22 protein-coding genes and 1 tRNA gene are annotated in these 20,410 nt (G+C 54.7%); 16 read left to right on the top strand and 7 right to left on the bottom strand.

What is annotated here, in order from left to right:
* Positions 1-144: 144 nt before the first annotated feature.
* A complete protein-coding gene (locus HMPREF3178_RS14330) occupies positions 145-708 on the top strand; it encodes a YqgE/AlgH family protein (RefSeq protein WP_004105705.1) in 564 nt (187 codons plus the stop codon).
* Complete coding sequence (gene ruvX / locus HMPREF3178_RS14325) at positions 708-1,124, top strand: Holliday junction resolvase RuvX (protein WP_004105707.1); 417 nt, start codon at positions 708-710, stop codon at positions 1,122-1,124. Before HMPREF3178_RS14330 ends, ruvX begins: the two co-directional genes overlap by 1 nt.
* Positions 1,125-1,179: 55 nt before the next feature.
* Here the strand turns inward: ruvX and HMPREF3178_RS14320 are convergent, their stop codons facing one another.
* Positions 1,180-1,833: a LuxR C-terminal-related transcriptional regulator gene (locus HMPREF3178_RS14320; protein ID WP_017145432.1), complete on the bottom strand. Its 654-nt coding sequence runs from the start codon at positions 1,831-1,833 to the stop codon at positions 1,180-1,182.
* A 348-nt stretch (positions 1,834-2,181) separates the two neighbouring features.
* Positions 2,182-3,162, bottom strand: a complete 981-nt coding sequence (locus HMPREF3178_RS14315) for a type IV pilus twitching motility protein PilT (RefSeq protein WP_004105710.1) — start codon at positions 3,160-3,162, stop codon at positions 2,182-2,184.
* 16 nt (positions 3,163-3,178) lie between these two features.
* Between HMPREF3178_RS14315 and HMPREF3178_RS14310 the strand changes: the two genes are divergently transcribed.
* From HMPREF3178_RS14310 to HMPREF3178_RS14275, 8 genes are all read left to right on the top strand, one after another.
* Positions 3,179-3,883, top strand: a complete 705-nt coding sequence (locus HMPREF3178_RS14310; protein WP_017145431.1) for a YggS family pyridoxal phosphate-dependent enzyme — start codon at positions 3,179-3,181, stop codon at positions 3,881-3,883.
* A gap of 17 nt (positions 3,884-3,900) precedes the next feature.
* Positions 3,901-4,467 (top strand): YggT family protein, encoded by a 567-nt coding sequence (locus HMPREF3178_RS14305; protein ID WP_004105714.1) that lies wholly within the window; start codon positions 3,901-3,903, stop codon positions 4,465-4,467.
* Positions 4,464-4,754 (top strand): DUF167 family protein YggU, encoded by a 291-nt coding sequence (gene yggU, locus HMPREF3178_RS14300; RefSeq protein ID WP_004105716.1) that lies wholly within the window; start codon positions 4,464-4,466, stop codon positions 4,752-4,754. Before HMPREF3178_RS14305 ends, yggU begins: the two co-directional genes overlap by 4 nt.
* Positions 4,755-4,766: 12 nt before the next feature.
* Positions 4,767-5,360 carry an XTP/dITP diphosphatase gene (locus HMPREF3178_RS14295; RefSeq protein WP_004105717.1) on the top strand — a complete coding sequence of 198 codons (594 nt, stop codon included), beginning with the start codon at positions 4,767-4,769 and terminating at the stop codon, positions 5,358-5,360.
* Positions 5,353-6,489, top strand: a complete 1,137-nt coding sequence (gene hemW / locus HMPREF3178_RS14290) for a radical SAM family heme chaperone HemW (RefSeq protein ID WP_004105720.1) — start codon at positions 5,353-5,355, stop codon at positions 6,487-6,489. Before HMPREF3178_RS14295 ends, hemW begins: the two co-directional genes overlap by 8 nt.
* Before the next feature lie 304 nt (positions 6,490-6,793).
* On the top strand, positions 6,794-7,780 hold the full coding sequence (locus tag HMPREF3178_RS14285; protein WP_004115390.1) for a TRAP transporter substrate-binding protein: 987 nt from the start codon (positions 6,794-6,796) through the stop codon (positions 7,778-7,780).
* A 45-nt stretch (positions 7,781-7,825) separates the two neighbouring features.
* The gene (locus tag HMPREF3178_RS14280) at positions 7,826-8,329 is read left to right on the top strand and encodes a TRAP transporter small permease (RefSeq protein ID WP_004105723.1); all 504 of its coding nucleotides are present in this window, start codon (positions 7,826-7,828) and stop codon (positions 8,327-8,329) included.
* Complete coding sequence (locus HMPREF3178_RS14275; protein WP_004105725.1) at positions 8,329-9,630, top strand: TRAP transporter large permease; 1,302 nt, start codon at positions 8,329-8,331, stop codon at positions 9,628-9,630. Before HMPREF3178_RS14280 ends, HMPREF3178_RS14275 begins: the two co-directional genes overlap by 1 nt.
* Before the next feature lie 188 nt (positions 9,631-9,818).
* On the opposite strand, the gene HMPREF3178_RS14270 is transcribed toward HMPREF3178_RS14275, so the two are convergent.
* From HMPREF3178_RS14270 to trmB, 4 genes are all read right to left on the bottom strand, one after another.
* On the bottom strand, positions 9,819-10,826 hold the full coding sequence (locus HMPREF3178_RS14270) for a DUF1202 family protein (RefSeq protein ID WP_017145430.1): 1,008 nt from the start codon (positions 10,824-10,826) through the stop codon (positions 9,819-9,821).
* A 110-nt stretch (positions 10,827-10,936) separates the two neighbouring features.
* The gene (locus HMPREF3178_RS14265) at positions 10,937-11,656 is read right to left on the bottom strand and encodes a YggN family protein (RefSeq protein ID WP_017145429.1); all 720 of its coding nucleotides are present in this window, start codon (positions 11,654-11,656) and stop codon (positions 10,937-10,939) included.
* Positions 11,657-11,706: 50 nt separating this feature from the next.
* A complete protein-coding gene (locus HMPREF3178_RS14260) occupies positions 11,707-12,033 on the bottom strand; it encodes a YggL family protein (protein ID WP_004105731.1) in 327 nt (108 codons plus the stop codon).
* Entirely contained in the window at positions 12,033-12,752 is a 720-nt protein-coding gene (gene trmB, locus HMPREF3178_RS14255) for a tRNA (guanosine(46)-N7)-methyltransferase TrmB (RefSeq protein ID WP_004115399.1), read from the bottom strand. The genes HMPREF3178_RS14260 and trmB overlap by 1 nt, the downstream gene beginning before the upstream one ends.
* A gap of 136 nt (positions 12,753-12,888) precedes the next feature.
* Here trmB and mutY point away from each other — a divergent pair, with 136 nt between their 5' ends.
* From mutY to HMPREF3178_RS14235, 4 genes are all read left to right on the top strand, one after another.
* Positions 12,889-13,947, top strand: a complete 1,059-nt coding sequence (gene mutY, locus HMPREF3178_RS14250) for an A/G-specific adenine glycosylase (protein WP_004105734.1) — start codon at positions 12,889-12,891, stop codon at positions 13,945-13,947.
* 27 nt (positions 13,948-13,974) lie between these two features.
* Positions 13,975-14,250: an oxidative damage protection protein gene (locus HMPREF3178_RS14245; protein WP_004105744.1), complete on the top strand. Its 276-nt coding sequence runs from the start codon at positions 13,975-13,977 to the stop codon at positions 14,248-14,250.
* Between the two features lie 47 nt (positions 14,251-14,297).
* Positions 14,298-15,383, top strand: coding sequence for a membrane-bound lytic murein transglycosylase MltC (gene mltC / locus HMPREF3178_RS14240; protein WP_004105745.1), 1,086 nt, complete (start codon positions 14,298-14,300; stop codon positions 15,381-15,383).
* Positions 15,384-15,576: 193 nt separating this feature from the next.
* Positions 15,577-16,833 (top strand): nucleoside permease, encoded by a 1,257-nt coding sequence (locus tag HMPREF3178_RS14235; RefSeq protein WP_016807921.1) that lies wholly within the window; start codon positions 15,577-15,579, stop codon positions 16,831-16,833.
* A gap of 67 nt (positions 16,834-16,900) precedes the next feature.
* Here the strand turns inward: HMPREF3178_RS14235 and HMPREF3178_RS14230 are convergent, their stop codons facing one another.
* Positions 16,901-19,039, bottom strand: coding sequence for an ornithine decarboxylase (locus HMPREF3178_RS14230; protein ID WP_017145428.1), 2,139 nt, complete (start codon positions 19,037-19,039; stop codon positions 16,901-16,903).
* A gap of 437 nt (positions 19,040-19,476) precedes the next feature.
* On the opposite strand from HMPREF3178_RS14230, the gene HMPREF3178_RS14225 reads away from it, so the two are divergent.
* On the top strand, positions 19,477-20,193 hold the full coding sequence (locus tag HMPREF3178_RS14225) for a DUF554 domain-containing protein (RefSeq protein WP_004115404.1): 717 nt from the start codon (positions 19,477-19,479) through the stop codon (positions 20,191-20,193).
* Between the two features lie 105 nt (positions 20,194-20,298).
* A tRNA-Phe gene (locus HMPREF3178_RS14220) sits at positions 20,299-20,374 on the top strand.
* The last annotated feature ends 36 nt before the right edge of the window (positions 20,375-20,410 follow it).

The following is a 20,410-nucleotide window of genomic DNA, read 5'->3' as shown; positions in this document are numbered from 1 at the left end:
AGCCTGAAGCTCGCTTCAGAGATTCACTTTCAGGCTCAGACAGGCAATGGCCGTGACGCCTGCAAGATAAAGTGAATCGACACTCTCTTGCTTTACCCGCATACTGGGTGCTGCTTTTTTGAACCAGGAACAGAACCTCTGACAATGAATTTACAGCATCACTTTCTGATTGCCATGCCTGCTCTCCAGGACCCGATGTTCCGTCGCTCCGTAGTCTATATCTGCGAGTATAACGATGACGGCGCCATGGGCATCATCATCAATAAGCCGATGGAAAATCTGCAGGTTGAAGGGATCCTGGAGAAGTTAAAAATCACGCCTGAGCCGCGCAATCCCGAGATCCGCCTGGATAAACCGGTGATGGTTGGCGGCCCGCTGGCCGAGGACCGGGGTTTTATACTGCACTCGCCGCCCTCTGACTTTTCTTCCAGCATTCGTATTTCCGATAATACGGTGATCACCACCTCCCGCGACGTGCTCGAAACGCTGGGCACGGATAAACAGCCGGACAACGTGCTGGTTGCGCTGGGCTATGCCTCCTGGGAGAAAGGTCAGCTGGAGCAAGAGATACTGGATAACGCCTGGCTCACCGCGCCGGCGGATCGGAACATTTTGTTCAATACGCCAATAGCCGACCGCTGGCGCGAGGCTGCGAAGCTGATCGGCATCGATATCGTCACCATGCCGGCCGCAGCGGGGCATGCCTGATGAGCGGAACGTTTTTAGGCTTTGATTTTGGCACCAAAAGCATCGGCGTCGCCGTAGGGCAGCGCATCACCGGCACTGCCCGCCCCCTGCCCGCATTGAAGGCGCAGGACGGCAAACCTGACTGGAATATTATCGAGAAGCTGCTCAAAGAGTGGCAGCCCGAAAAGGTGGTTGTCGGCCTGCCGCTGAATATGGACGGTACGGAGCAACCTCTGACCGCGCGCGCGCGCAACTTCGCGAATAAAATCCATGGCCGTTTCGGCGTGCAGATAATCCTGCACGATGAGCGTCTGAGCACGGTGGAAGCCAGAGCCGGGTTATTTGAACACGGTGGATTCCGTGCGCTCAATAAAGGCAGCATTGATTCAGCGTCCGCTGTCATTATTCTGGAAAGCTACTTCGAGCAGGGCTTCTGATCCTGAATGCTGGCGCCACATCGCAGCGACAGGCGCCATCATCCTGATTCAGTTTTTAGTGACGCAGATGCTCATTCGCCCAGCTGACCGCCTGGGTTCGGTTCTTCACGCTTAGCTTACGGAACACGTTGTACAGATGGGTACGCACCGTGTTTTCGCTGATAAACAGCGCGCGAGCAATATCCATATTGGTCGCCCCGCAGCGAAGTTCATTAAGGATTTCACATTCGCGCTCGGTCAGCGGCGAACTTTCCACAGGCGCCGATTGATGATCCGCTGCGTACATAGCCGGGTGCATTACGCTCAATTCAGCCGTCTGTTCGCCGTTAAGCACAGCTTTAACGCCCTCAATTAAGCGCAATTCATCATCGTCGTGACGGAAAACGCCATAAAGCGCTGGCCACTGTGCCATTTCGTAGAGCTCATACTTTTGTGCGCTGTTGATAATCAATAAACGGGGGTTATCTACCTGCAGGCGAATAATATCACGCCACACGCTATTCAACTTTTTATTTGAAACCGCAATATCAAATAATATTACAGAATCTTTCACAAGTCGTTGCGCGAGGGGTTTGTTAATATTTTGCAGGATCACTGTAGCAGATAACCTGTCAGCCAGCCAGGTTGCAAATGCCTTGCTTTGAATTGAGGGGTGAGTAATAAAGGTAACCTGATGAGAAAGAACTAAATCCTCAGAAAAATTAATCACTTAAAACTCTCCTTAGTTGATACCCGCCTTCATAGCGGTTAAATGAATTAACAAGAATACCATCGCCGGTGTATTTATAAATAAAAACCAAATTTACACTTTGAAACAATATTCCATGGGAATTTTCCTATCCCTGTAAACAGCATAAATCGAATACCTTGAGAGAGTCAAAAGATTATCAAACTTTTTTCCTGGTTATGGGAGGTTTATGTCAATTCGTTTTTCATAGCCTACATTATTCGGCTTAATTCCATATGGTTCTTTGTAATATAAAATAATAATACCGAACATTAATAAAACATTATCATAACAAGCCATTGGTAAGATGTCTGAATATAAAAAATGCAGCTATAAAAGACCCGCTGCCGTACGTTGCTGAAAGCTTTGCGTAAATGTTTGCATGCCAGATTGCTGCCCGGTTTGCATCACGCCGGGCAGCTGATGCGTTTTTCCCTCCCGGATCAAATTCGCCACTGCTGGGGTATTAACTAAAAGCTCGTATAGCGCAACTCTGCCGCCTGCAGCATCCGGAAACAATTTTTGTGCCAGTACCGCGCACAAACTTCCCGCCAGCTGGCTGCGAACCTGCTCTTTCTCCTGGGCGGGAAAAACATCCACCAGCCTTTCAACCGCCTGCGCCGCGCCGCGCGTATGCAGCGTCGCCATAACCAGATGTCCGGTCTCCGCTGCCGTAAGTGCCAGGCGGATAGTTTCGCTATCGCGCAGTTCCCCTAACAGAATGACGTCCGGATCCTGACGCAGCGCAGCGCGTAACGCCGCGGCAAAGGAGGGGCAGTGGCGGCCGATTTCCCGCTGCTGGATCAGGCAACGCTCGCTGTGGTGAATAAATTCGACCGGATCTTCCAGCGTCAGGATATGACCATTGAGGCGCTGATTAAGATAGCCCACCATCGCCGCCAGGGTAGTTGATTTCCCGCTGCCGGTGGCGCCCGTGACGAGGATAAGCCCGCTCTCCTCATTGAGCAGCTCGCTTAAGGCGGCTGGTACACCGAGCGCCTCCAGCTGCGGGCAGGTTTCCGCCAGCAGACGCAGCGCCAGCGACAGGCCGCGGCTGTGGGCAAATGCGCTGGCGCGAAGGCGTGGCCCGCCAGCCGGCGCTAAAGCGAAATCGACCTGCCCGCTGGCCTGCCACTGCGCGAGCTGCTCGGCGTTGAGCCAGTCATGGAGTATTTTGCTGATATCAGGGGAGGTAAAAGGCGCAGGCTCCAGCTTTCCCTGGCGACGCCAGCGCGGCGCTGAAGCATTGCACAGGTGTAGATCGGAGACGTTATGCTTTACACTAAGGGCCACTATTTCTTCCAGTTCCATAACTCATCCTCGGTATATGAACGATATTGCGCATAACCTGGCACAGGTCCGGGACAAAATCTCAGCCGCTGCCGCACGCTGCGGCCGTGCTCCAGAAGAAGTTACGCTGCTTGCAGTCAGTAAAACGAAACCTGCGAGCGCTATCGAAGAAGCGATGGCCGCAGGCCAGGTCGCGTTTGGCGAAAACTATGTTCAGGAAGGGGTGGAGAAAATCCGCTACTTTCAGGAGACCGGGGCAAGCGGGCTGCAGTGGCACTTTATTGGTCCGCTGCAGTCCAACAAAAGCCGCCTCGTGGCCGAACATTTTGACTGGTGTCATACCGTCGATCGACTCAAAATCGCCGCTCGCCTCAGTGAACAGCGCCCTGCCGACATGCCGCCGCTCAACGTGCTGATTCAAATCAACATTAGCGATGAGCAGAGCAAGTCGGGTATTCCGCCTGCAGAGCTGGACGCGCTGGCGGCAGAGATCGCTAAATTGCCGAATCTGCAGCTGCGCGGTTTAATGGCCATCCCCGCGCCTGAGTCAGAATATGTAAGGCAGTTTGCCGTCGCCCAACAAATGGCGGTAGCATTTGCGCGGCTAAAAACGCACTACCCTACCGTCGATACGTTGTCGCTGGGAATGTCGGATGATATGGAAGCCGCCATCGAGGCGGGAAGCACTATGGTGCGCATCGGAACCGCAATTTTCGGCGCGCGCGACTACAGCAAAAAATAAGGAATCTGAGGAACGCCATGAAGACGTTGACTTTCCTGCTCTCAACGGTCATTGAGCTTTATACAATGGTCGTGTTGTTACGCGTCTGGATGCAGTGGGCGCGCTGCGACTTTTATAACCCGTTTTCGCAGTTCGTGGTCAAGGCTACGCAGCCTGTCGTTGGGCCGCTGCGCCGCATTATCCCGGCGATGGGGCCGCTCGACAGCGCCTCCCTGCTGGTCGCCTTTATTCTCTGCGTCGTGAAAGCTATCGTCCTGTTTATGGTCGTCACCTTCCAGCCGATTATCTGGATCTCCGCGCTGCTGATCCTTATCAAAACCGTCGGCTCGCTGATCTTCTGGGTTCTTCTGTTAATGGCGATCATGAGCTGGGTAAGCCAGGGCCGTAGCCCGGTGGAATATGTTCTGATGCAGCTGGCAGACCCGCTGCTGCGCCCTATCCGCAGGCTGCTGCCCTCAATGGGCGGAATTGATTTCTCGCCGATGGTGCTGGTTCTGCTGCTGTACGTGATCAATATGGGTATCGCCGAACTGTTGCAGGCTACCGGTAACGTTCTGCTTCCGGGGCTGTGGATGGCGCTATGAGTGCTGTCCAGGCCTGCGCTGACGGTCTGGTCTTAAGGCTGTATATTCAGCCTAAGGCCAGCCGCGACAGCATCGTTGGTTTACATGGCGACGAGCTCAAAGTCGCCATTACCGCGCCACCCGTTGACGGCCAGGCCAACGCCCATCTGGTAAAATTTCTCGCCAAACAGTTTCGCGTAGCAAAAAGCCAGGTGCTTATTGAGAAGGGCGAACTGGGTCGCCACAAACAGATAAAAATCATTCATCCGCAGCAGATCCCCGACGGGGTCGCTGCGCTGACAGAATAGACAGGATCTCTTATGCAAAAAGTTGTTCTCGCCACCGGCAATCCCGGTAAAGTGCGCGAGCTGGCCTCGCTGCTGGCAGATTTTGGCCTCGATATCGTGGCGCAAACCGAACTGGGCGTGGATTCCGCAGAGGAAACCGGCCTCACGTTTATCGAAAACGCCATTCTTAAAGCGCGCCACGCCGCGCAGATTACCGGCCTTCCGGCTATCGCCGATGACTCAGGTCTGGCCGTCGATGCGTTAGGCGGCGCGCCTGGCATCTATTCTGCCCGCTATTCCGGTGAAGATGCGACCGACCAGCGCAATCTGGAAAAACTGCTCGACGCGCTACGCGACGTGCCGGACGATAAGCGCCAGGCGCAGTTCCACTGCGTGCTGGTCTATCTGCGCCATGCGGAAGATCCCACGCCGCTGGTGTGCCACGGCAGTTGGCCAGGCATCATCGCTCGCCAGGCCGCCGGCAGCGGCGGCTTTGGTTACGATCCGATTTTCTTTGTTCCGACGGAAGGTAAAACAGCAGCGGAGCTGAGCCGTGAAGAGAAGAGCGCCATTTCCCACCGCGGACGAGCGCTGAAACTGTTACTGGAAGCCTTACGTAATGGCTAATTTGCCGCCCCTGAGCCTCTACATTCACATCCCGTGGTGCGTGCAGAAATGCCCGTACTGCGATTTCAACTCGCATGCGTTGAAGGGCGAAGTGCCGCATGATGACTATGTCCAGCATCTGCTGAACGATCTGCGCGCCGACGCCCACTATGCGCAGGGACGTGAAATCGGGACGATTTTTATTGGCGGCGGTACGCCGAGCCTGCTCTCCGGCCCGGCGATGCAAACCCTACTCGATGGCGTACGCGCGGCTCTTCCGCTGGCGGCCGGAGCCGAAATCACGATGGAAGCCAACCCCGGCACCGTGGAAGCGGATCGCTTCGTGGAGTATCAGCGCGCCGGCATTAATCGCATCTCCATCGGCGTACAGAGCTTTAGCGAGCAAAAGCTGCAGCGTCTGGGGCGCATTCATGGGCCACAGGAAGCCAAACGCGCGGCAAACCTGGCAAGCGGTCTGGGACTGCGCAGCTTTAACCTCGATTTAATGCATGGTCTGCCGGACCAGTCTCTGGAAGAGGCGCTGGACGACCTGCGCCAGGCGATTGCGCTCAATCCGCCGCATCTCTCCTGGTATCAGTTGACCATTGAACCAAATACCCTGTTTGGTTCGCGACCGCCGGTCCTGCCTGACGACGATGCGCTGTGGGATATTTATGAGCAGGGGCATAGCCTGCTTAGCGCCGCGGGCTACCGGCAATATGAAACTTCCGCCTATGCAAAACCGGGATATCAGTGCCAGCATAATCTGAACTACTGGCGCTTTGGCGACTACCTGGGCATTGGCTGCGGCGCGCACGGTAAAGTGACGTTTGCGGACGGACGCATTCTGCGGACGGCGAAAACCCGCCACCCGCGCGGCTATATGGAAGGCCGTTACCTGGAGCGCCAGCATGATGTTGAGAACGCAGATAAACCGTTTGAGTTCTTTATGAACCGTTTCCGCCTGCTCGAAGCGGCGCCACGGGATGAATTCAGCCGCTTTACCGGCCTCGACGAGCGGACGATCCGCCCGCAAATCGATGCCGCTATTGCCCAGGGCTACCTGACGGAAGATGAAGGCTGCTGGCAGATTACCGAGCACGGCAAGCTATTTTTGAACTCCCTTCTCGAATTATTCCTCAGCGAATAAACCTCTCCCTGATTATCCCGTTATATAAATAGCGGGATAATTAATTATTCGTTTTTCCCGAAATATTAATATCGCAATTCCCGAAGAATCTCAGTTCAGCATTCTTAATAAAAATTAATTCACATTCATTTATAGAAAATAAATATAACCTAACGCACAAAAATACGCATTTCATCGTCTCATTGGGAAAAAGTGTGAGTCAGACAGCTTAAAGGTGTACGACAACCAGGATAATATGTCATACAGAAACAAAGAATGACTCATTAGATATTGACCAATTAACCTAAGTGCATGGAGCCGGCTCATGAAAAAACTCTCGTTTTCTCGTTCTCTGGTGTGTGTTTCTTTGCTTGCCCTGCTCTCAGCGGGCGCCAGCGCAGCTGAAAAAGTTACGTTAAAACTGGCACATAACCTTGAACGCAGCCACGTTGTTCATCAGGCGTTTGAGCAGATGGCGAAAGAGGTTAACCAACTTTCCAACGGCAATATGAAAATTCGCATTTACCCGAGTAGCCAGATGGGCAGCGCGCGTGAAACGATGGAGTTATTACAAAACGGCGCACTGGATATGACGAAAGGTTCCGCCAGCGACCTGGAGTCATTTGATAACGTCTACGCGATATATAATTTACCGTTCCTGTTCAAGGATCAGAATCACTTCAATAAAGTCGTCTTCGGTGAAGTGGGTAAAGAAATAATGGAGTCCACGAAAGATAAAGGATTCTTTGCCCTTTCCGCTTATGTTGCCGGGACCCGAAGTTTTTATGCTAAAAAACCCATTACTAAACCGGAAGATTTAAAAGGGCTGAAAATCCGCGTCCAGGCCAGTCCGACAACGTTGAAAATGATCGAATTAATGGGCGGTTCGCCAACGCCAATTTCGTTTGGTGAAGTCTATACCGCGATGCAGCAGGGCGTAGTGGACGGCGCGGAAAATAACGTACCTTCCTGGGTGCAAACGCGCCATATCGAAATCGCTAAGGTTTTCTCAGAAGATGAACATGCCTCCATCCCGGATTTCCTCGTTATCTCCAGCAAAACCTGGGACAAGCTGACGCCGGAGCAGCAGCAAATCCTGAACGAGGCGGCGAAAGCCTCAGAGGCCTATCAGCAAAAACTGTGGGACAAAATTGACGCCGACACCCGCGCGCAGGCCAAAGCCATGGGCGGCGAAATTATCAAAGTTGATAAAGCACCGTTCCGCGCCGCCGTTCAACCGCTCTTTGATGACTTCAAAAAAGATCCGAAGCAGGCGGCTCTGCTGGCCAAATTTGAAGCTGCTGCTGAATAACACTTAGCGGGCCAGCCGCTGGCCCCTTTCACCGGGAACTCAAAGATGATACTTAACCGCATAAAGCTGGCGGTGGACCGCACGATCGCCGCATTCTCCGTCGCCGTTATGATTGCGCTGGTGGTCTGCGTCGTCTGGCAGGTATTTAGCCGCTACGTGCTAAACCAGCCAAGCACCCTGACCGACGAACTGGCGCGCTTTTTAATGATTTGGGTCGGGCTGCTGGGTGCGGCATATACCGTCGGCGCCCAGCGTCATCTGGCTATCGATTTACTGGCGATGACGCTCCCTCCTCGCAGGCAGGCGCTTCTCAGCGTCATCATTAATCTGCTGATCTTTATTTTTGCTGGTTCAGTAATTGTGACCGGCGGCGTGAAGCTGATTGAGAAAACGCTATCGACGTCCCAGGTCTCAGCGGCGATGCAAATCCCCATGGGCTACGTGTATCTGATCCTGCCGCTAACCGGGATCATTATGATGTTCTACGCGTTGTGTTTTATCAGCACCGGACTGAAAAACATGAAGCACTCTGCAGCGGGGGCAAATTGATGGACAGCTATATCGCACTGATGCTATTTGGCTCTTTCTTTATTCTGGTTTTTATTGGCGTACCTATCTCCTTCTCCATTGGCATCGCTACCGTCGGTTCGATGCTGCTGATGTTCCCCTGGGATATCGCAGTGATTACCGTTTCTCAGCGCCTGGCAAACGGCCTCGATAACTTCGCGCTGCTGGCGATTCCATTCTTTATCTTTGCCGGAACCCTGATGAACAGCGGCGGGATTGCCATACGTTTAATCAATCTGGCCCAGGTGATGGTCGGACGCGTGCCGGGCTCTCTGGGCCACGTCAACGTGCTGGCCAATATGATGTTCGGCTCGATTTCAGGCTCAGCGGTCGCCGCCGCCGCCGCGGTCGGCGGCACGCTCAACCCCATACAGACGCAGAAAGGCTACGATCCGGCCTTCTCTACGGCGGTGAACGTCTCATCCTGCATCACGGGTCTGCTTATTCCGCCGTCAAACGTACTGATCGTCTTTTCCCTGACCGCAGGCGGCGTCTCGGTGGCCTCGCTGTTTATGGCCGGCTATTTGCCGGGCATCCTGATGGGCCTGGCTATTATGGTGGTCTGTGCCGTCATTGCTAAACGTCGCGGCTATCCGGTTTCCGAGCGTCCGACCTGCGCCCAGGCGGCAAAAGCGTTTTTCGATGCTCTGCCCAGCCTGCTGCTGGTCATCATTGTGATGGGCGGGATCCTTGGCGGCATTTTTACCGCGACGGAAGCCTCTGCCATCGCCGTGGTCTACACCTTTATCCTGTCGGTACTGATATATCGGGAAGTGAAGTGGCGCGATCTGCCGAAGCTGATTCTGGAATCGGTAGTCATGACCTCTATTGTGCTGCTGCTGATTGGCTTTTCCGTGGGCATGTCGTGGGCGATGACCAACGCCGACATTCCCTACATGATAAGCGACGCGCTAATGGGCGTTTCTGAAAACCCGGTGGTGATTCTGCTGCTGATAAATATCGTGCTGTTAATCGTCGGGATCTTTATGGATATGACCCCAGCGGTGCTGATTTTCACGCCGATATTCCTGCCAATCGCGCAGGACCTGGGGATGGATCCGGTGCACTTCGGTATTATGATGGTCGCCAATCTGTGTATCGGGCTGCTCACCCCACCGGTTGGCAGCGCGCTGTTCGTTGGCTGTTCTATTTCTGGTGTCAAAATTCAGCAGTTGATCAAACCGCTGCTGCCGTTCTACGCCGCCCTGCTGATCGCGCTGATGATGATTGTCTATATCCCGCAGATTTCGCTGTTTATTCCGCAGCTGCTGGGGCTGATGTAGCGTTATTGCCCTGGAAAGGAGGGGACGCATTCCTGAGGAAGAATGGGCGTTAGACCTTGAGCTAACGCTTCTGCCGGGCGGCGGCTAGCGCCGTGCCCGGCCGACAAAAGCTTCAATAGCAAAATATTCTGTCATCCGACAAGCTCATACGCGCCAGGCGCAGCCGGGCCATTCCGAACCTGATCCGGCTACTTTAGAACCCCGTTGCGGCGCATCTTCTCCAGCCCCTCCTGCCAGTATTTTTCGTCGCGAGCCAACTCCCGGTAGCGGATCTCCAGCGCCATCAGCTGCGCGTTCAGTTCGCCTTTTTGCTTCTGCAGCGGCGCTATCTTTTTATCGCGCGCGGCCATCTCCGCTTTGATATTTTCACTCATCTCTTTATGCTGGCGATAATAGTTACGCTTCTGCTCATTCAGCACGGCATCGCGCTCGGCGCGCAGCGGCGCGGCATCGCAAACCGCTTTTTTCTGACAGACGGCCAGTGCGGGTTCATAGAGAGTTTTGTAGTAATGATTCTCGAACTTCAGCGGATCGTTTTGCCGGTCTACTTCATACATTTTTTCCAGCATCGCCTGCTGCACGTCGCTGCGATCGAGCGGCTTGCCGTTCGCATCCGTACCCCATGAACGGTTAATCTGCTTCTCTAACGCGGCGATCTCGGTTTTCAGCGCATCCTGTTGCCCTTGCAGCGTCTTCATCGTGGCTTTGCTGGCGGCAAAGCTGGCGTCAATTTTGGCAAATTGCGCCATAAATTTGTGGTCATTGACGATCAGGGTTTTACTTTCATCCCCTCCGATTTCCTTAAAGGTTCTCCCGCCCCTCTTCGCCGCCATCTGCAGAGAAAAGAATTCGGTCTGCCAGCCGGAGTCTTTGGTCCCTACCGCGGTCATCATGGCGGAGAACTTTACCGGCCGCCCCCTGGTCCAGACTCGCTCATAAAAAAAGTAATCTCCCGCGACGCCGACGCGAATATAGAGATCTTCCGCGGCGGCCATATCGCCTTCCAGCATATAGGTCGCCTGATTTCCCCTGGCGTCTAGCTGCTTCAGCGTCACATTTTGCAAGCGCATAATCCCGCCAGTCTGTTCAGCAAACTGCTGTTTTACCACGTCGTCTGTTGGCGTGTTGGCATCCGCCAGCACGTGACAAGGGGAAGCGATCATCAGGACGGTGAGCGTTTTCCATGCATATTTCATCAGCAAATTCCTTTTATGAATACAGCAGGCATCATAAGGAGTTCGCCACCGCAGGCAGGATAAATGAAATCTGATTTTGCTACCTGCGGACGCAGGTAGCGGAATAAAGCTTACTTTAAGGACCCCACCAGCGCTTTGCGGCTATCCTCAAGGGAAACCACGCGGCTGCAGACATCCTTACCAAACTGCTGGAAATCGGCTTCCTGATTTTTCCATTCATCCTGAATGGCGGTTTGCAGGCCGCCAAGGCTGCCGAGGATCCCCTGCAGCGGGTTACCGCCGCCTTTGAGAACCGCCTTCGCGCCCATCTCGTTGATGCTGTCCTGCAGGATGCCGCCCATCGCCTGGTTTACCAGCTGCTGGCCGTCGGCGCGCACCTGATCGATAGCTTTATAGTGGAACGTCAGGCCATCGTTACGATGTTCAATTATGCGGCTCATTTGCGCTTTCAGCTGCGCATCAAGCTTGGTCAGGCGGCTATGCATGCTGCTGCTGGCCCCTACCTGTTCGGTAATAATTTTATCCAGCGCGGCGCGGCCTTTTTCTACCCGCGAGCGTGCGCCTTCATCAATCCACGGCAGGCTGCTGCGCAGGCTGGCCTGATAGTCCTGAGCCTGTTCGCGCTGAGCGGCGTTCAGAGAATACGCTTTCCCGTTAAAGCTCAGGCTGCCGTCCGGCTTAATCACCAGATCGCCATTTTCGCCTTTCACCTGCACCTGCTGCGGGCTGAGGATGACATCGTCACGCGGCGTGACGCTACACTGGTAGTCCGCATGCGCGGACAAAGCGGTGACGGAAAGCGCCACAGCTAACAGCGTTTTGCGCATCATTTAACTCCCTTCAGACAAAACGGGCCGGCAGTTGCCGACCCTTGTCAAACTTAGTCCCACCAGATATCAAAAAGTTCGCTGGTGCGTACATCGGCCAGCCCGCGGTCTTCCAGCCATTTACGCACAATGGCCTGGTGCTCCTCGGTGCATTTACCGATTTCCTGCAGGCAGATCAGGCCTTCCCAGGAGAGATAGCCGCTGCCGTCAAAGGCCAGCTTATTAGGCTCAATCACCTCATCAATCAGATCGTTAACGGTCTGGTCGATCTGCTCTTCGCTGGTTCCTTCCGCAAAACGCCACGCGACGGAAAAACCCACTTCCTGAAATTCGTCGATATGCATTTTTTTACGCAGACGACGGCTACGATTCGTTGCCATTATTTCACCCTCTCGAACATTAAGTCCCATACGCCGTGGCCAAGACGATGGCCACGCTGTTCAAATTTGGTTACCGGGCGCGATTCCGGGCGCGGCACATAGTCGTTGCTTTCTGACCGGTTGCGATATCCTTCAAGCGAGGACATCACTTCCAGCATATGCTCGGCATAGGGCTCCCAGTCGGTCGCCATATGGAAAACGCCGCCCAGCTTCAGTTTACTTTTCACCAGTTCGGCAAAAGGCGGCTGAACGATCCGGCGCTTATTATGACGCGCTTTGTGCCATGGGTCAGGGAAAAACAGCTGCACCATGCTCAGGGAGTTATCGGGGATCATCGCGTGCAGCACTTCTACCGCATCGTGGCACATAACGCGCAGATTTTGCACGCCCTCTTCTTCAGCAGACGCCAGACAGGCGCCGACGCCAGGAGAGTGCACTTCAATGCCGAGGAAATTCTGCTGCGGCTTCTCTTTCGCCATCGCCACCAGCGAAGCGCCCATACCAAAACCAATCTCCAGCGTGATGGGCGCTTCACGGCCAAACAGCGCGGCAAAATCGAGCGGCGCATCGTTAAATTCAACGCCCATCACCGGCCAAATGGTGTCCAGCGCGTGCTGCTGACCTTTAGTCAGGCGGCCCTGACGACGGACGAAGCTGCGAATACGGCGCAGCGGACGGCCGTTTTCATCGAATTCCGGAGATATGACGTCGTTTTTCATAAAAGTTAAGTCTGCTTGTGAGAGTGTTCGGAAAACGGGCATTATCCAAAGTTACCCGGCGGATGCAAGGGTTTACAGCCTCTCGCCCTTGTGCTGCAATCTGCCACCTTATAATCGCTATCCCGGAGCCGTAGCTTTGACTTTTCTCGCCGCGCAATTTTCAGCCCAGGTACTGGACTGGTACGACAAATACGGACGTAAAACCCTGCCCTGGCAAATCGGCAAGACGCCCTACAAAGTATGGCTCTCCGAGGTGATGTTGCAACAAACGCAGGTGGCGACGGTTATCCCCTATTTTGAGCGCTTTATGGCGCGTTTCCCAACAATTACCGATCTGGCCAATGCGCCACTCGATGAAGTCCTCCATCTGTGGACCGGGCTGGGCTATTACGCCCGCGCGCGCAATCTGCATAAAGCGGCGCAGCAGGTGGCCACCCTGCACGGCGGAAACTTCCCGCAAACTTTTGATGAAGTCGCCGCGCTGCCGGGCGTGGGTCGTTCCACCGCCGGGGCGATTTTATCCCTTTCTCTCGGTCAGCATTATCCGATTCTCGACGGCAACGTGAAGCGCGTGCTCGCGCGCTGCTATGCTGTCAGCGGTTGGCCGGGGAAAAAAGAGGTTGAGAAACGCCTGTGGGATATTAGTGAGGACGTGACGCCAGCAAAAGGGGTTGAGCGTTTTAACCAGGCCATGATGGACCTCGGGGCGATGGTGTGTACCCGCTCTAAGCCCAAATGCGAGCTCTGTCCGCTGAATAACGGCTGCGTGGCCTACGCCAGTCATTCATGGGCTCAATATCCAGGCAAAAAACCGAAACAGACGATCCCGGAACGTACCGGCTATTTCCTGCTGATGCAGCACGGCGATGAGGTATTTCTCTGCCAGCGCCCGCCGGTGGGTTTATGGGGCGGATTGTTCTGCTTCCCGCAGTTTGAAGATGAAGATGCGCTGCGGCAGTGGCTGGCGCAGCGCCAGATTAAAGCCGATAATCTGACGCAATTAACCGCGTTTCGCCACACTTTCAGCCATTTCCATCTGGATATTGTGCCGATGTGGCTTACAGTGCACTCATCCGGCGCATGCATGGATGAAGGGGGCGCACTCTGGTATAACTTAGCGCAGCCGCCGTCCGTCGGTCTGGCGGCCCCCGTGGAGCGCTTGTTGCAACAGTTAAAAGCCGGAGCACCGGTTTAGCTTTCTGGCGATTAAAGAGGATTAAGAATGAGCAGAACGATTTTTTGTACTTTCCTGCAGCGTGAAGCCGATGGCCAGGATTTTCAGCTGTATCCGGGCGAACTGGGCAAACGTATCTATAACGAAATCTCTAAAGAAGCCTGGGCCCAGTGGCAGCATAAACAGACGATGCTGATCAACGAGAAAAAACTCAGCATGATGAATCCCGAGCATCGCAAACTGCTGGAGCAGGAGATGGTTCAGTTCCTGTTTGAAGGTAAAGACGTACACATCGAAGGCTATACGCCGCCAGAAAAACAGTAAGGGCCTGATGGCCCTTTACCACAACAAACACAACACGCACTCCCGGAATGATGAAAAAATACTTAGCGCTAGCGCTGATTGCGCCTTTGCTCGTTTCGTGTTCCAGCTCAACCAAAAAAGGCGCCGAGTATAACGAGGCGTGGGTGAAGGACACCAACGGCTTTGATATTCTGATGGGCCAGTTCGCCCATAACATCGAGAACATTTGGGGTTATAACGAAGTTCTGCTCGCCGGGCCGAAAGACTACGTCAAATACACCGACCAGTATCAAACCCGCAGCCACATCAACTTTGACGCCGGGACGATTACCGTCGAAACCATCGCCGGCACCGACCCGGCCGGGCGTCTGCGCCAGGCGATTATTAAAACCCTGCTGATGGGCGACGACCCTAACTCCATCGACCTCTATTCCGACGTCGATGACATTCAGATCTCAAAAGAACCGTTCCTGTATGGTCAGGTCGTGGATAACACCGGTGAGTCGATTCGCTGGGAGTGGCGCGCCTCACGCTTTGCGGACTACCTGCTGCAAACGCGTCTGAAAAGCCGCAGCAACGGTCCGCGCATGATCTACAGCATCACCATCAACCTGGTGCCGAACCATCTCGACAAACGTGCGCATAAATACATTGGCATGGTCCGTCAGGCGTCGCGCAAATATGGCGTTGATGAGTCGCTGATCCTGGCGATTATGCAAACCGAATCGTCCTTTAACCCCTATGCAGTCAGCCATGCCGACGCGCTGGGGCTGATGCAGGTGGTGCAGCACAGTGCCGGGAAGGATGTGTTCCGCTCGCAGGGGAAATCCGGCCTGCCGAGCCGCAGCTATCTGTTCGATCCGGCCAATAATATCGATACCGGGACCGCCTATCTGGCCATGCTGAACAACGTCTATCTGGCCGGTATTGCTAACCCCACCTCGCGTCGCTATGCGGTGATTACCGCCTATAACGGCGGCGCGGGCAGCGTGCTGCGGGTCTTCTCCAGCGATAAGATTCAGGCCGCGAATATCATCAATAATATGACGCCGGGCGACGTTTATCAGACCATCACCAGCCGTCACCCGTCCGCCGAATCGCGCCGTTATCTCTACAAGGTAAACACCGCGCAAAAAGGCTACCGCCGCAAGTAATCCTCTGCCAACGCCCTTGTTTCCTCAAGGGCGCCTTCCTTCTGCTATACACAATAGAGTTGCGCAACTGTTTTGCGATTTTCTGCGGCAGTTAACAAAAGTATCCACCCCATGAATGATAGAATCCAACCAAAATAACGCTACAAATGTTATTTAAAACACAAAACAATTCTATATCCGTGAGGATCAAAACATGAATCTTAAGCTGCAGCTCAAAATACTGTCGTTCCTGCAGTTCTGCCTCTGGGGAAGCTGGCTGACCACGCTCGGCTCATATATGTTCGTTACCCTGAAGTTTGACGGTGCGGCCATCGGAGCGGTTTATAGCTCGCTCGGTATCGCTGCGGTATTTATGCCGACGCTGCTTGGTATCGTTGCCGATAAATGGATCAGCGCCAAATGGGTTTACGCCATTTGCCATCTGGTCGGCGCGCTGACGCTGTGGCTCGCCGCCCAGGTCACTACGCCGGGCGAGATGTTCCTCGTCATCCTGCTTAACTCGCTGGCCTATATGCCGACGCTGGGGCTGATTAACACCATTTCCTACTACCGCCTGCAGTCTGCGAACATGGATATCGTGACCGATTTCCCGCCGATTCGCATCTGGGGCACCATCGGTTTTATCCTCGCCATGTGGGGCGTCAGCTTCTCCGGCTTTGAGCTGAGCCATATGCAGCTCTATATCGGCGCGGCGCTCTCCTTGCTGCTGGTGCTCTTCACTCTGACGCTGCCGCATATTCCGGTGGCCAATCAGCAGAAAAACCAGAGCTGGACCGCCATGCTGGGCCTTGATGCCTTCGCGCTGTTTAAAAACAAACGTATGGCGATCTTCTTTATTTTCTCGATGATGCTTGGCGCCGAACTGCAAATCACCAATATGTTCGGCAACACCTTCCTGCACAGCTTTGATAAAGATCCGCTGTTCGCCAGCAGCTTTATCGTGCAGCACGCCTCGGTGATGATGTCGATTTCGCAGATCTCGGAAACCCTGTTCATTCTGACCATCCCGTTCTTCCTCAGCCGCTACGGCATCAAGAACGTGATGCTGATTAGTATCGTGGCGTGGATGCTGCGCTTCGGCCTGTTCGCTTACGGCGACCCGACTCCGTTCGGCACCGTGCTGCTGGTGCTGTCGATGATCGTTTATGGCTGCGCCTTCGACTTCTTCAATATCTCGGGGTCGGTGTTTGTGGAAAAAGAGGTTCGCCCGGAAATCCGCGCCAGCGCCCAGGGAATGTTCCTGATGATGACCAACGGTTTCGGCTGCATACTTGGCGGGATGGTGAGCGGCAAAGTGGTGGAGCACTTTACCGTCGAAGGGATTACCGACTGGCAAACCGTATGGCTGATTTTCGCCGGCTATTCGCTGGTTCTGGCGTTTGCTTTCGTCGCGCTGTTTAAATACAAGCACGTTCGCGTACCAGCCGGTGCGCAGACCGTCGTACATTAAATAAACGGCTTCACCCGAGATGTACGAATAAAAAAAAGCGCCCCGGTGATATCAACGGGGCGCTTTTTTATGCTTTCAGCACATAGCCATACAGACGCTTAATGCCGTCAGAGTCCGTTTCGCTATAGACCCCCTGGAGCTCCGGCGAGAAGCCCGGCAGCATATTGACGCCCTCCTCCAGCGCCAGAAAATAGCGCAGCACCGCCCCGCCCCAGATTTCGCCAGGCACGACGCACAGCACGCCCGGTGGATACGGTAGCGCGCCCTCCGCCGCAATGCGCCCTTCCGCTTCGCTTAAGCGCACCAGTTCGACGTTACCGCGAATAAACTCGCGGTTGGCGTCCTGCGGGTTCATGACCGCCCGCGGGAAGCTCTGCTTGCGGAACATCTCTTTTTGCAGATCCTTCACCTCAAAGCTAACGTACAGGTTGTGCATCTCCTGACACAGCTCGCGGATGGTGTAGTCCCGATAGCGCACCGGGTATTTGTTAACGATGCTCGGCAGAACCTCGGCCAGCGGCGTATCCGATTCGATATGCTGCTCAAACTGGGCAAGCATCGCCACCAGCTGCGCCAGCTTCTCCTCGCTTTCGGCGGGGGTCAGCAGAAACAGAATAGAGTTCAGATCGCACTTCTCCGGCACGATGCCGTTTTCGCGCAGATAGTGGGCCAGAATGGTCGCCGGGATGCCAAAATCAGTATATTCCCCGCTCTGCGCATCGATTCCTGGCGTCGTCAGCAGCAGCTTACAGGGGTCAACGAAGTACTGTTCGCTGGCATAGCCCTCAAAGCCGTGCCAGCGCGCGCCCGGTTCAAAGCTAAAGAAGCGCCGCTCGCGGGCGATGGTTTCGGTGGGGTGATCCTGCCACGGGCGTCCCGCGACCATTGGCGGAATAAACGGCAGGATCATTTTGCAGTTAGCGATAATCGCTTTGCGCGCGTCAATACCCAGCGCCACGCATTCGGCCCACAGGCGGCGCCCGCTTTCCCCTTCATGGATTTTGGCATTCACATCGAGAGCCGCGAACAGCGGATAAAACGGGCTGGTCGAGGCATGCAGCATAAAGGCGTTATTCAACCGCTTATGTGGGCAAAAACGCGCCTGCCCTCGCAGATGGTTATCCTTTTTATGGATCTGCGAAGTTTGCGAAAAACCGGCCTGCTGTTTATGCACCGACTGAGTAACAAAAATGCCCGGGTCATCCGGCGTCAGGTCCAGCAGCAGCGGCGAACAGTCGGCCATCATCGGGATAAACTGCTCGTAGCCGACCCAGGCCGAGTCAAACAGGATGTAGTCGCACAGGCTGCCGATTTTATCGACCACCTGGCGGGCGTTGTATACCGTCCCGTCATAGGTTCCGAGCTGGATCACCGCAAGGCGGAACGGGCGCGGCATATCAGCTTTTTCCGGCGCCGTCTCGCGAATCAGATCGCGCAGGTATTTTTCATCGAAGCAGCGATCGTCAATCCCGCCGATAAAACCGAACGGGTTGCGCGATGCTTCGAGATAGACCGGCGTCGCGCCTGCCTGAATCAGCGCCCCATGATGATTGGATTTATGGTTATTGCGATCAAACAGCACCAGATCGCCGCGGGTCAGCAGCGCGTTAGTCACCACTTTGTTCGCCGCCGAGGTACCGTTAAGGACAAAATAGGTTTTATCGGCGTTGAAGACCTTCGCCGCGAACTTCTGCGCGTGTTTCGCAGACCCTTCATGAATCAACAGATCGCCAAGCTTAACGTCGGCGTTGCACATGTCGGCGCGAAAGACGTTCTCACCAAAGAAGTCGAAGAACTGCCTCCCCGCTGGATGCTTCTTAAAGAAGGCGCCGTGCTGATGGCCGGGGCACGCGAAGGTGCTGTTATCCATCTCTACGTACTGAGTCAGCGTATCGAAGAACGGCGGCAGCAGGTTCTCTTCATAGCCGCAGGCGGCGGCTTCCAGTTCGAGCCACTCCTGCTCTTTGCCGCTAACGATGGCCGTCACGCCTTCTGGTTTTTCGTGCTCAGCTTCGCTGAACAGATAGACCGGCAGGTTAAAGCCCGTGCGTTTCAGCAACGCAAGGATGCCGCTGCGGCTGTCCGCCACGGTAATGACGACTGCCGCCACATCGGTAAAATCAGTACTGTCCAGGGCCACCACGCGACGGTGGGTGGACAGGTGGGATACCAGCTCGCGGCTGGCGGCAATGTGCATTGATTTCATGAGCGCGGATACCCGTTTCCGGAGAGTAAAAGGCTTAGGCCAGGGCATCTCTGCTCTGGCCAACGAACTGTCAGGGTCTGGCTGGATCCCAGCTCCGACCGCCAGACATCAGTAAAAGCAGACCGCGTCCGATCTTACTGTTGTCCTGCAGTGAGCCTGCGTTACGCTCACCGCATGACGGGCAGAAGTTGCAGAGTAAGGGTAGCAAGACGAGGCAGCATGCGCATCTGTACGCAGCGGCACTGGTGATGTAGTGGCGATGTCGTCATCCCGGCGGCCTCATTCAGAGGAGGAGAAAATTCGCGCAATCATGTCACCTTTAAATGTACCGTGCAAGATGAATTACGTATGCAGCGACCCCACGGATGCGCAAGCCTTTTGGCCAGCTTCGCGCCATAATAATGCAGTCGTTAGGGATAATTAACAGGAGTCATACTGTGGTTACAGGGCCATTTATTAACGCCGGTGCGGTCCTTCTGGGCGGCGTACTTGGCGCACTCTTAAGTCAAAGATTGCCGGAACGGATTCGTACATCAATGACCTCTATTTTTGGGCTGGCGTCGCTAGGCATCGGTATTCTACTGGTGATCAAATGCGCCAACCTGCCGGTGATGGTGCTTTCAACGCTGGTGGGCGCGCTGTTCGGCGAAGTATGTAATATGGAGAAAGGCATTAATACGCTGGTGAGTAAGCTTCAGCAGCTGCTTTCGCCAAAAAAGGGCCAGATAAAGAGTTCGGCGCATGAGTCGTATATTCAAAGCTACGTCGCGATTATCGTCCTGTTCTGCGCCAGCGGAACCGGGATTTTCGGCGCGATGCGCGAAGGAATGACCGGTGACGCCAGCATTCTCATTGCCAAAGCGTTTCTCGACTTCTTTACCGCCACCATTTTCGCCTGCACCCTGGGGCTGGCGGTCTCGGCCATTAGCGTGCCGATGCTGGCCATCCAGCTGGCGCTGGCGGCCTGCGCATCGTTGATTATGCCGTTAACCACGCCGATGATGATGGCGGATTTCAGCGCTGTCGGCGGGATGCTGCTGGTTGCCACCGGTTTGCGCATCTGCGGAATTAAAATGTTCGCCGTGGTGAATATGCTGCCGGCCCTGGTGCTGGCGATGCCGATTTCGGTAGCCTGGACGGCGTTTTTCGCCTGAAGATGCGTGCTTTTGACGCAATGTGGTGATAGATTGTCCAGTCGGCTGCGAAACAGATAAATTTCGTTGACGAGGTGCGGCGAATCAGGTTTAATGCGCCCCGTTGCCCGGATAGCTCAGTCGGTAGAGCAGGGGATTGAAAATCCCCGTGTCCTTGGTTCGATTCCGAGTCCGGGCACCACTATTCAGAGAACCCAGCCTATGGCTGGGTTTTTGC

It is taken from the genome of Klebsiella sp. HMSC09D12 (assembly GCF_001808475.1).
Taxonomy (GTDB): Bacteria; Pseudomonadota; Gammaproteobacteria; order Enterobacterales; family Enterobacteriaceae; genus Klebsiella; species Klebsiella oxytoca.
This window is presented reverse-complemented; position numbering and strand designations above follow the sequence as displayed.

Excerpts from the sequence above, each read along its gene's own strand:
- HMPREF3178_RS14330 (WP_004105705.1), top strand. The coding sequence starts at position 145 with ATGAATTTACAGCATCACTTTCTGATTGCCATGCCTGCTCTCCAGGAC.
- ruvX (WP_004105707.1), top strand. The coding sequence starts at position 708 with ATGAGCGGAACGTTTTTAGGCTTTGATTTTGGCACCAAAAGCATCGGC.
- HMPREF3178_RS14315 (WP_004105710.1), bottom strand. The coding sequence starts at position 3,162 with ATGGAACTGGAAGAAATAGTGGCCCTTAGTGTAAAGCATAACGTCTCC.
- HMPREF3178_RS14310 (WP_017145431.1), top strand. The coding sequence starts at position 3,179 with ATGAACGATATTGCGCATAACCTGGCACAGGTCCGGGACAAAATCTCA.
- HMPREF3178_RS14305 (WP_004105714.1), top strand. The coding sequence starts at position 3,901 with ATGAAGACGTTGACTTTCCTGCTCTCAACGGTCATTGAGCTTTATACA.
- yggU (WP_004105716.1), top strand. The coding sequence starts at position 4,464 with ATGAGTGCTGTCCAGGCCTGCGCTGACGGTCTGGTCTTAAGGCTGTAT.
- HMPREF3178_RS14295 (WP_004105717.1), top strand. The coding sequence starts at position 4,767 with ATGCAAAAAGTTGTTCTCGCCACCGGCAATCCCGGTAAAGTGCGCGAG.
- hemW (WP_004105720.1), top strand. The coding sequence starts at position 5,353 with ATGGCTAATTTGCCGCCCCTGAGCCTCTACATTCACATCCCGTGGTGC.
- HMPREF3178_RS14285 (WP_004115390.1), top strand. The coding sequence starts at position 6,794 with ATGAAAAAACTCTCGTTTTCTCGTTCTCTGGTGTGTGTTTCTTTGCTT.
- HMPREF3178_RS14280 (WP_004105723.1), top strand. The coding sequence starts at position 7,826 with ATGATACTTAACCGCATAAAGCTGGCGGTGGACCGCACGATCGCCGCA.
- HMPREF3178_RS14275 (WP_004105725.1), top strand. The coding sequence starts at position 8,329 with ATGGACAGCTATATCGCACTGATGCTATTTGGCTCTTTCTTTATTCTG.
- HMPREF3178_RS14270 (WP_017145430.1), bottom strand. The coding sequence starts at position 10,826 with ATGAAATATGCATGGAAAACGCTCACCGTCCTGATGATCGCTTCCCCT.
- HMPREF3178_RS14265 (WP_017145429.1), bottom strand. The coding sequence starts at position 11,656 with ATGATGCGCAAAACGCTGTTAGCTGTGGCGCTTTCCGTCACCGCTTTG.
- HMPREF3178_RS14260 (WP_004105731.1), bottom strand. The coding sequence starts at position 12,033 with ATGGCAACGAATCGTAGCCGTCGTCTGCGTAAAAAAATGCATATCGAC.
- trmB (WP_004115399.1), bottom strand. The coding sequence starts at position 12,752 with ATGAAAAACGACGTCATATCTCCGGAATTCGATGAAAACGGCCGTCCG.
- HMPREF3178_RS14245 (WP_004105744.1), top strand. The coding sequence starts at position 13,975 with ATGAGCAGAACGATTTTTTGTACTTTCCTGCAGCGTGAAGCCGATGGC.
- mltC (WP_004105745.1), top strand. The coding sequence starts at position 14,298 with ATGATGAAAAAATACTTAGCGCTAGCGCTGATTGCGCCTTTGCTCGTT.
- HMPREF3178_RS14235 (WP_016807921.1), top strand. The coding sequence starts at position 15,577 with ATGAATCTTAAGCTGCAGCTCAAAATACTGTCGTTCCTGCAGTTCTGC.
- HMPREF3178_RS14230 (WP_017145428.1), bottom strand. The coding sequence starts at position 19,039 with ATGAAATCAATGCACATTGCCGCCAGCCGCGAGCTGGTATCCCACCTG.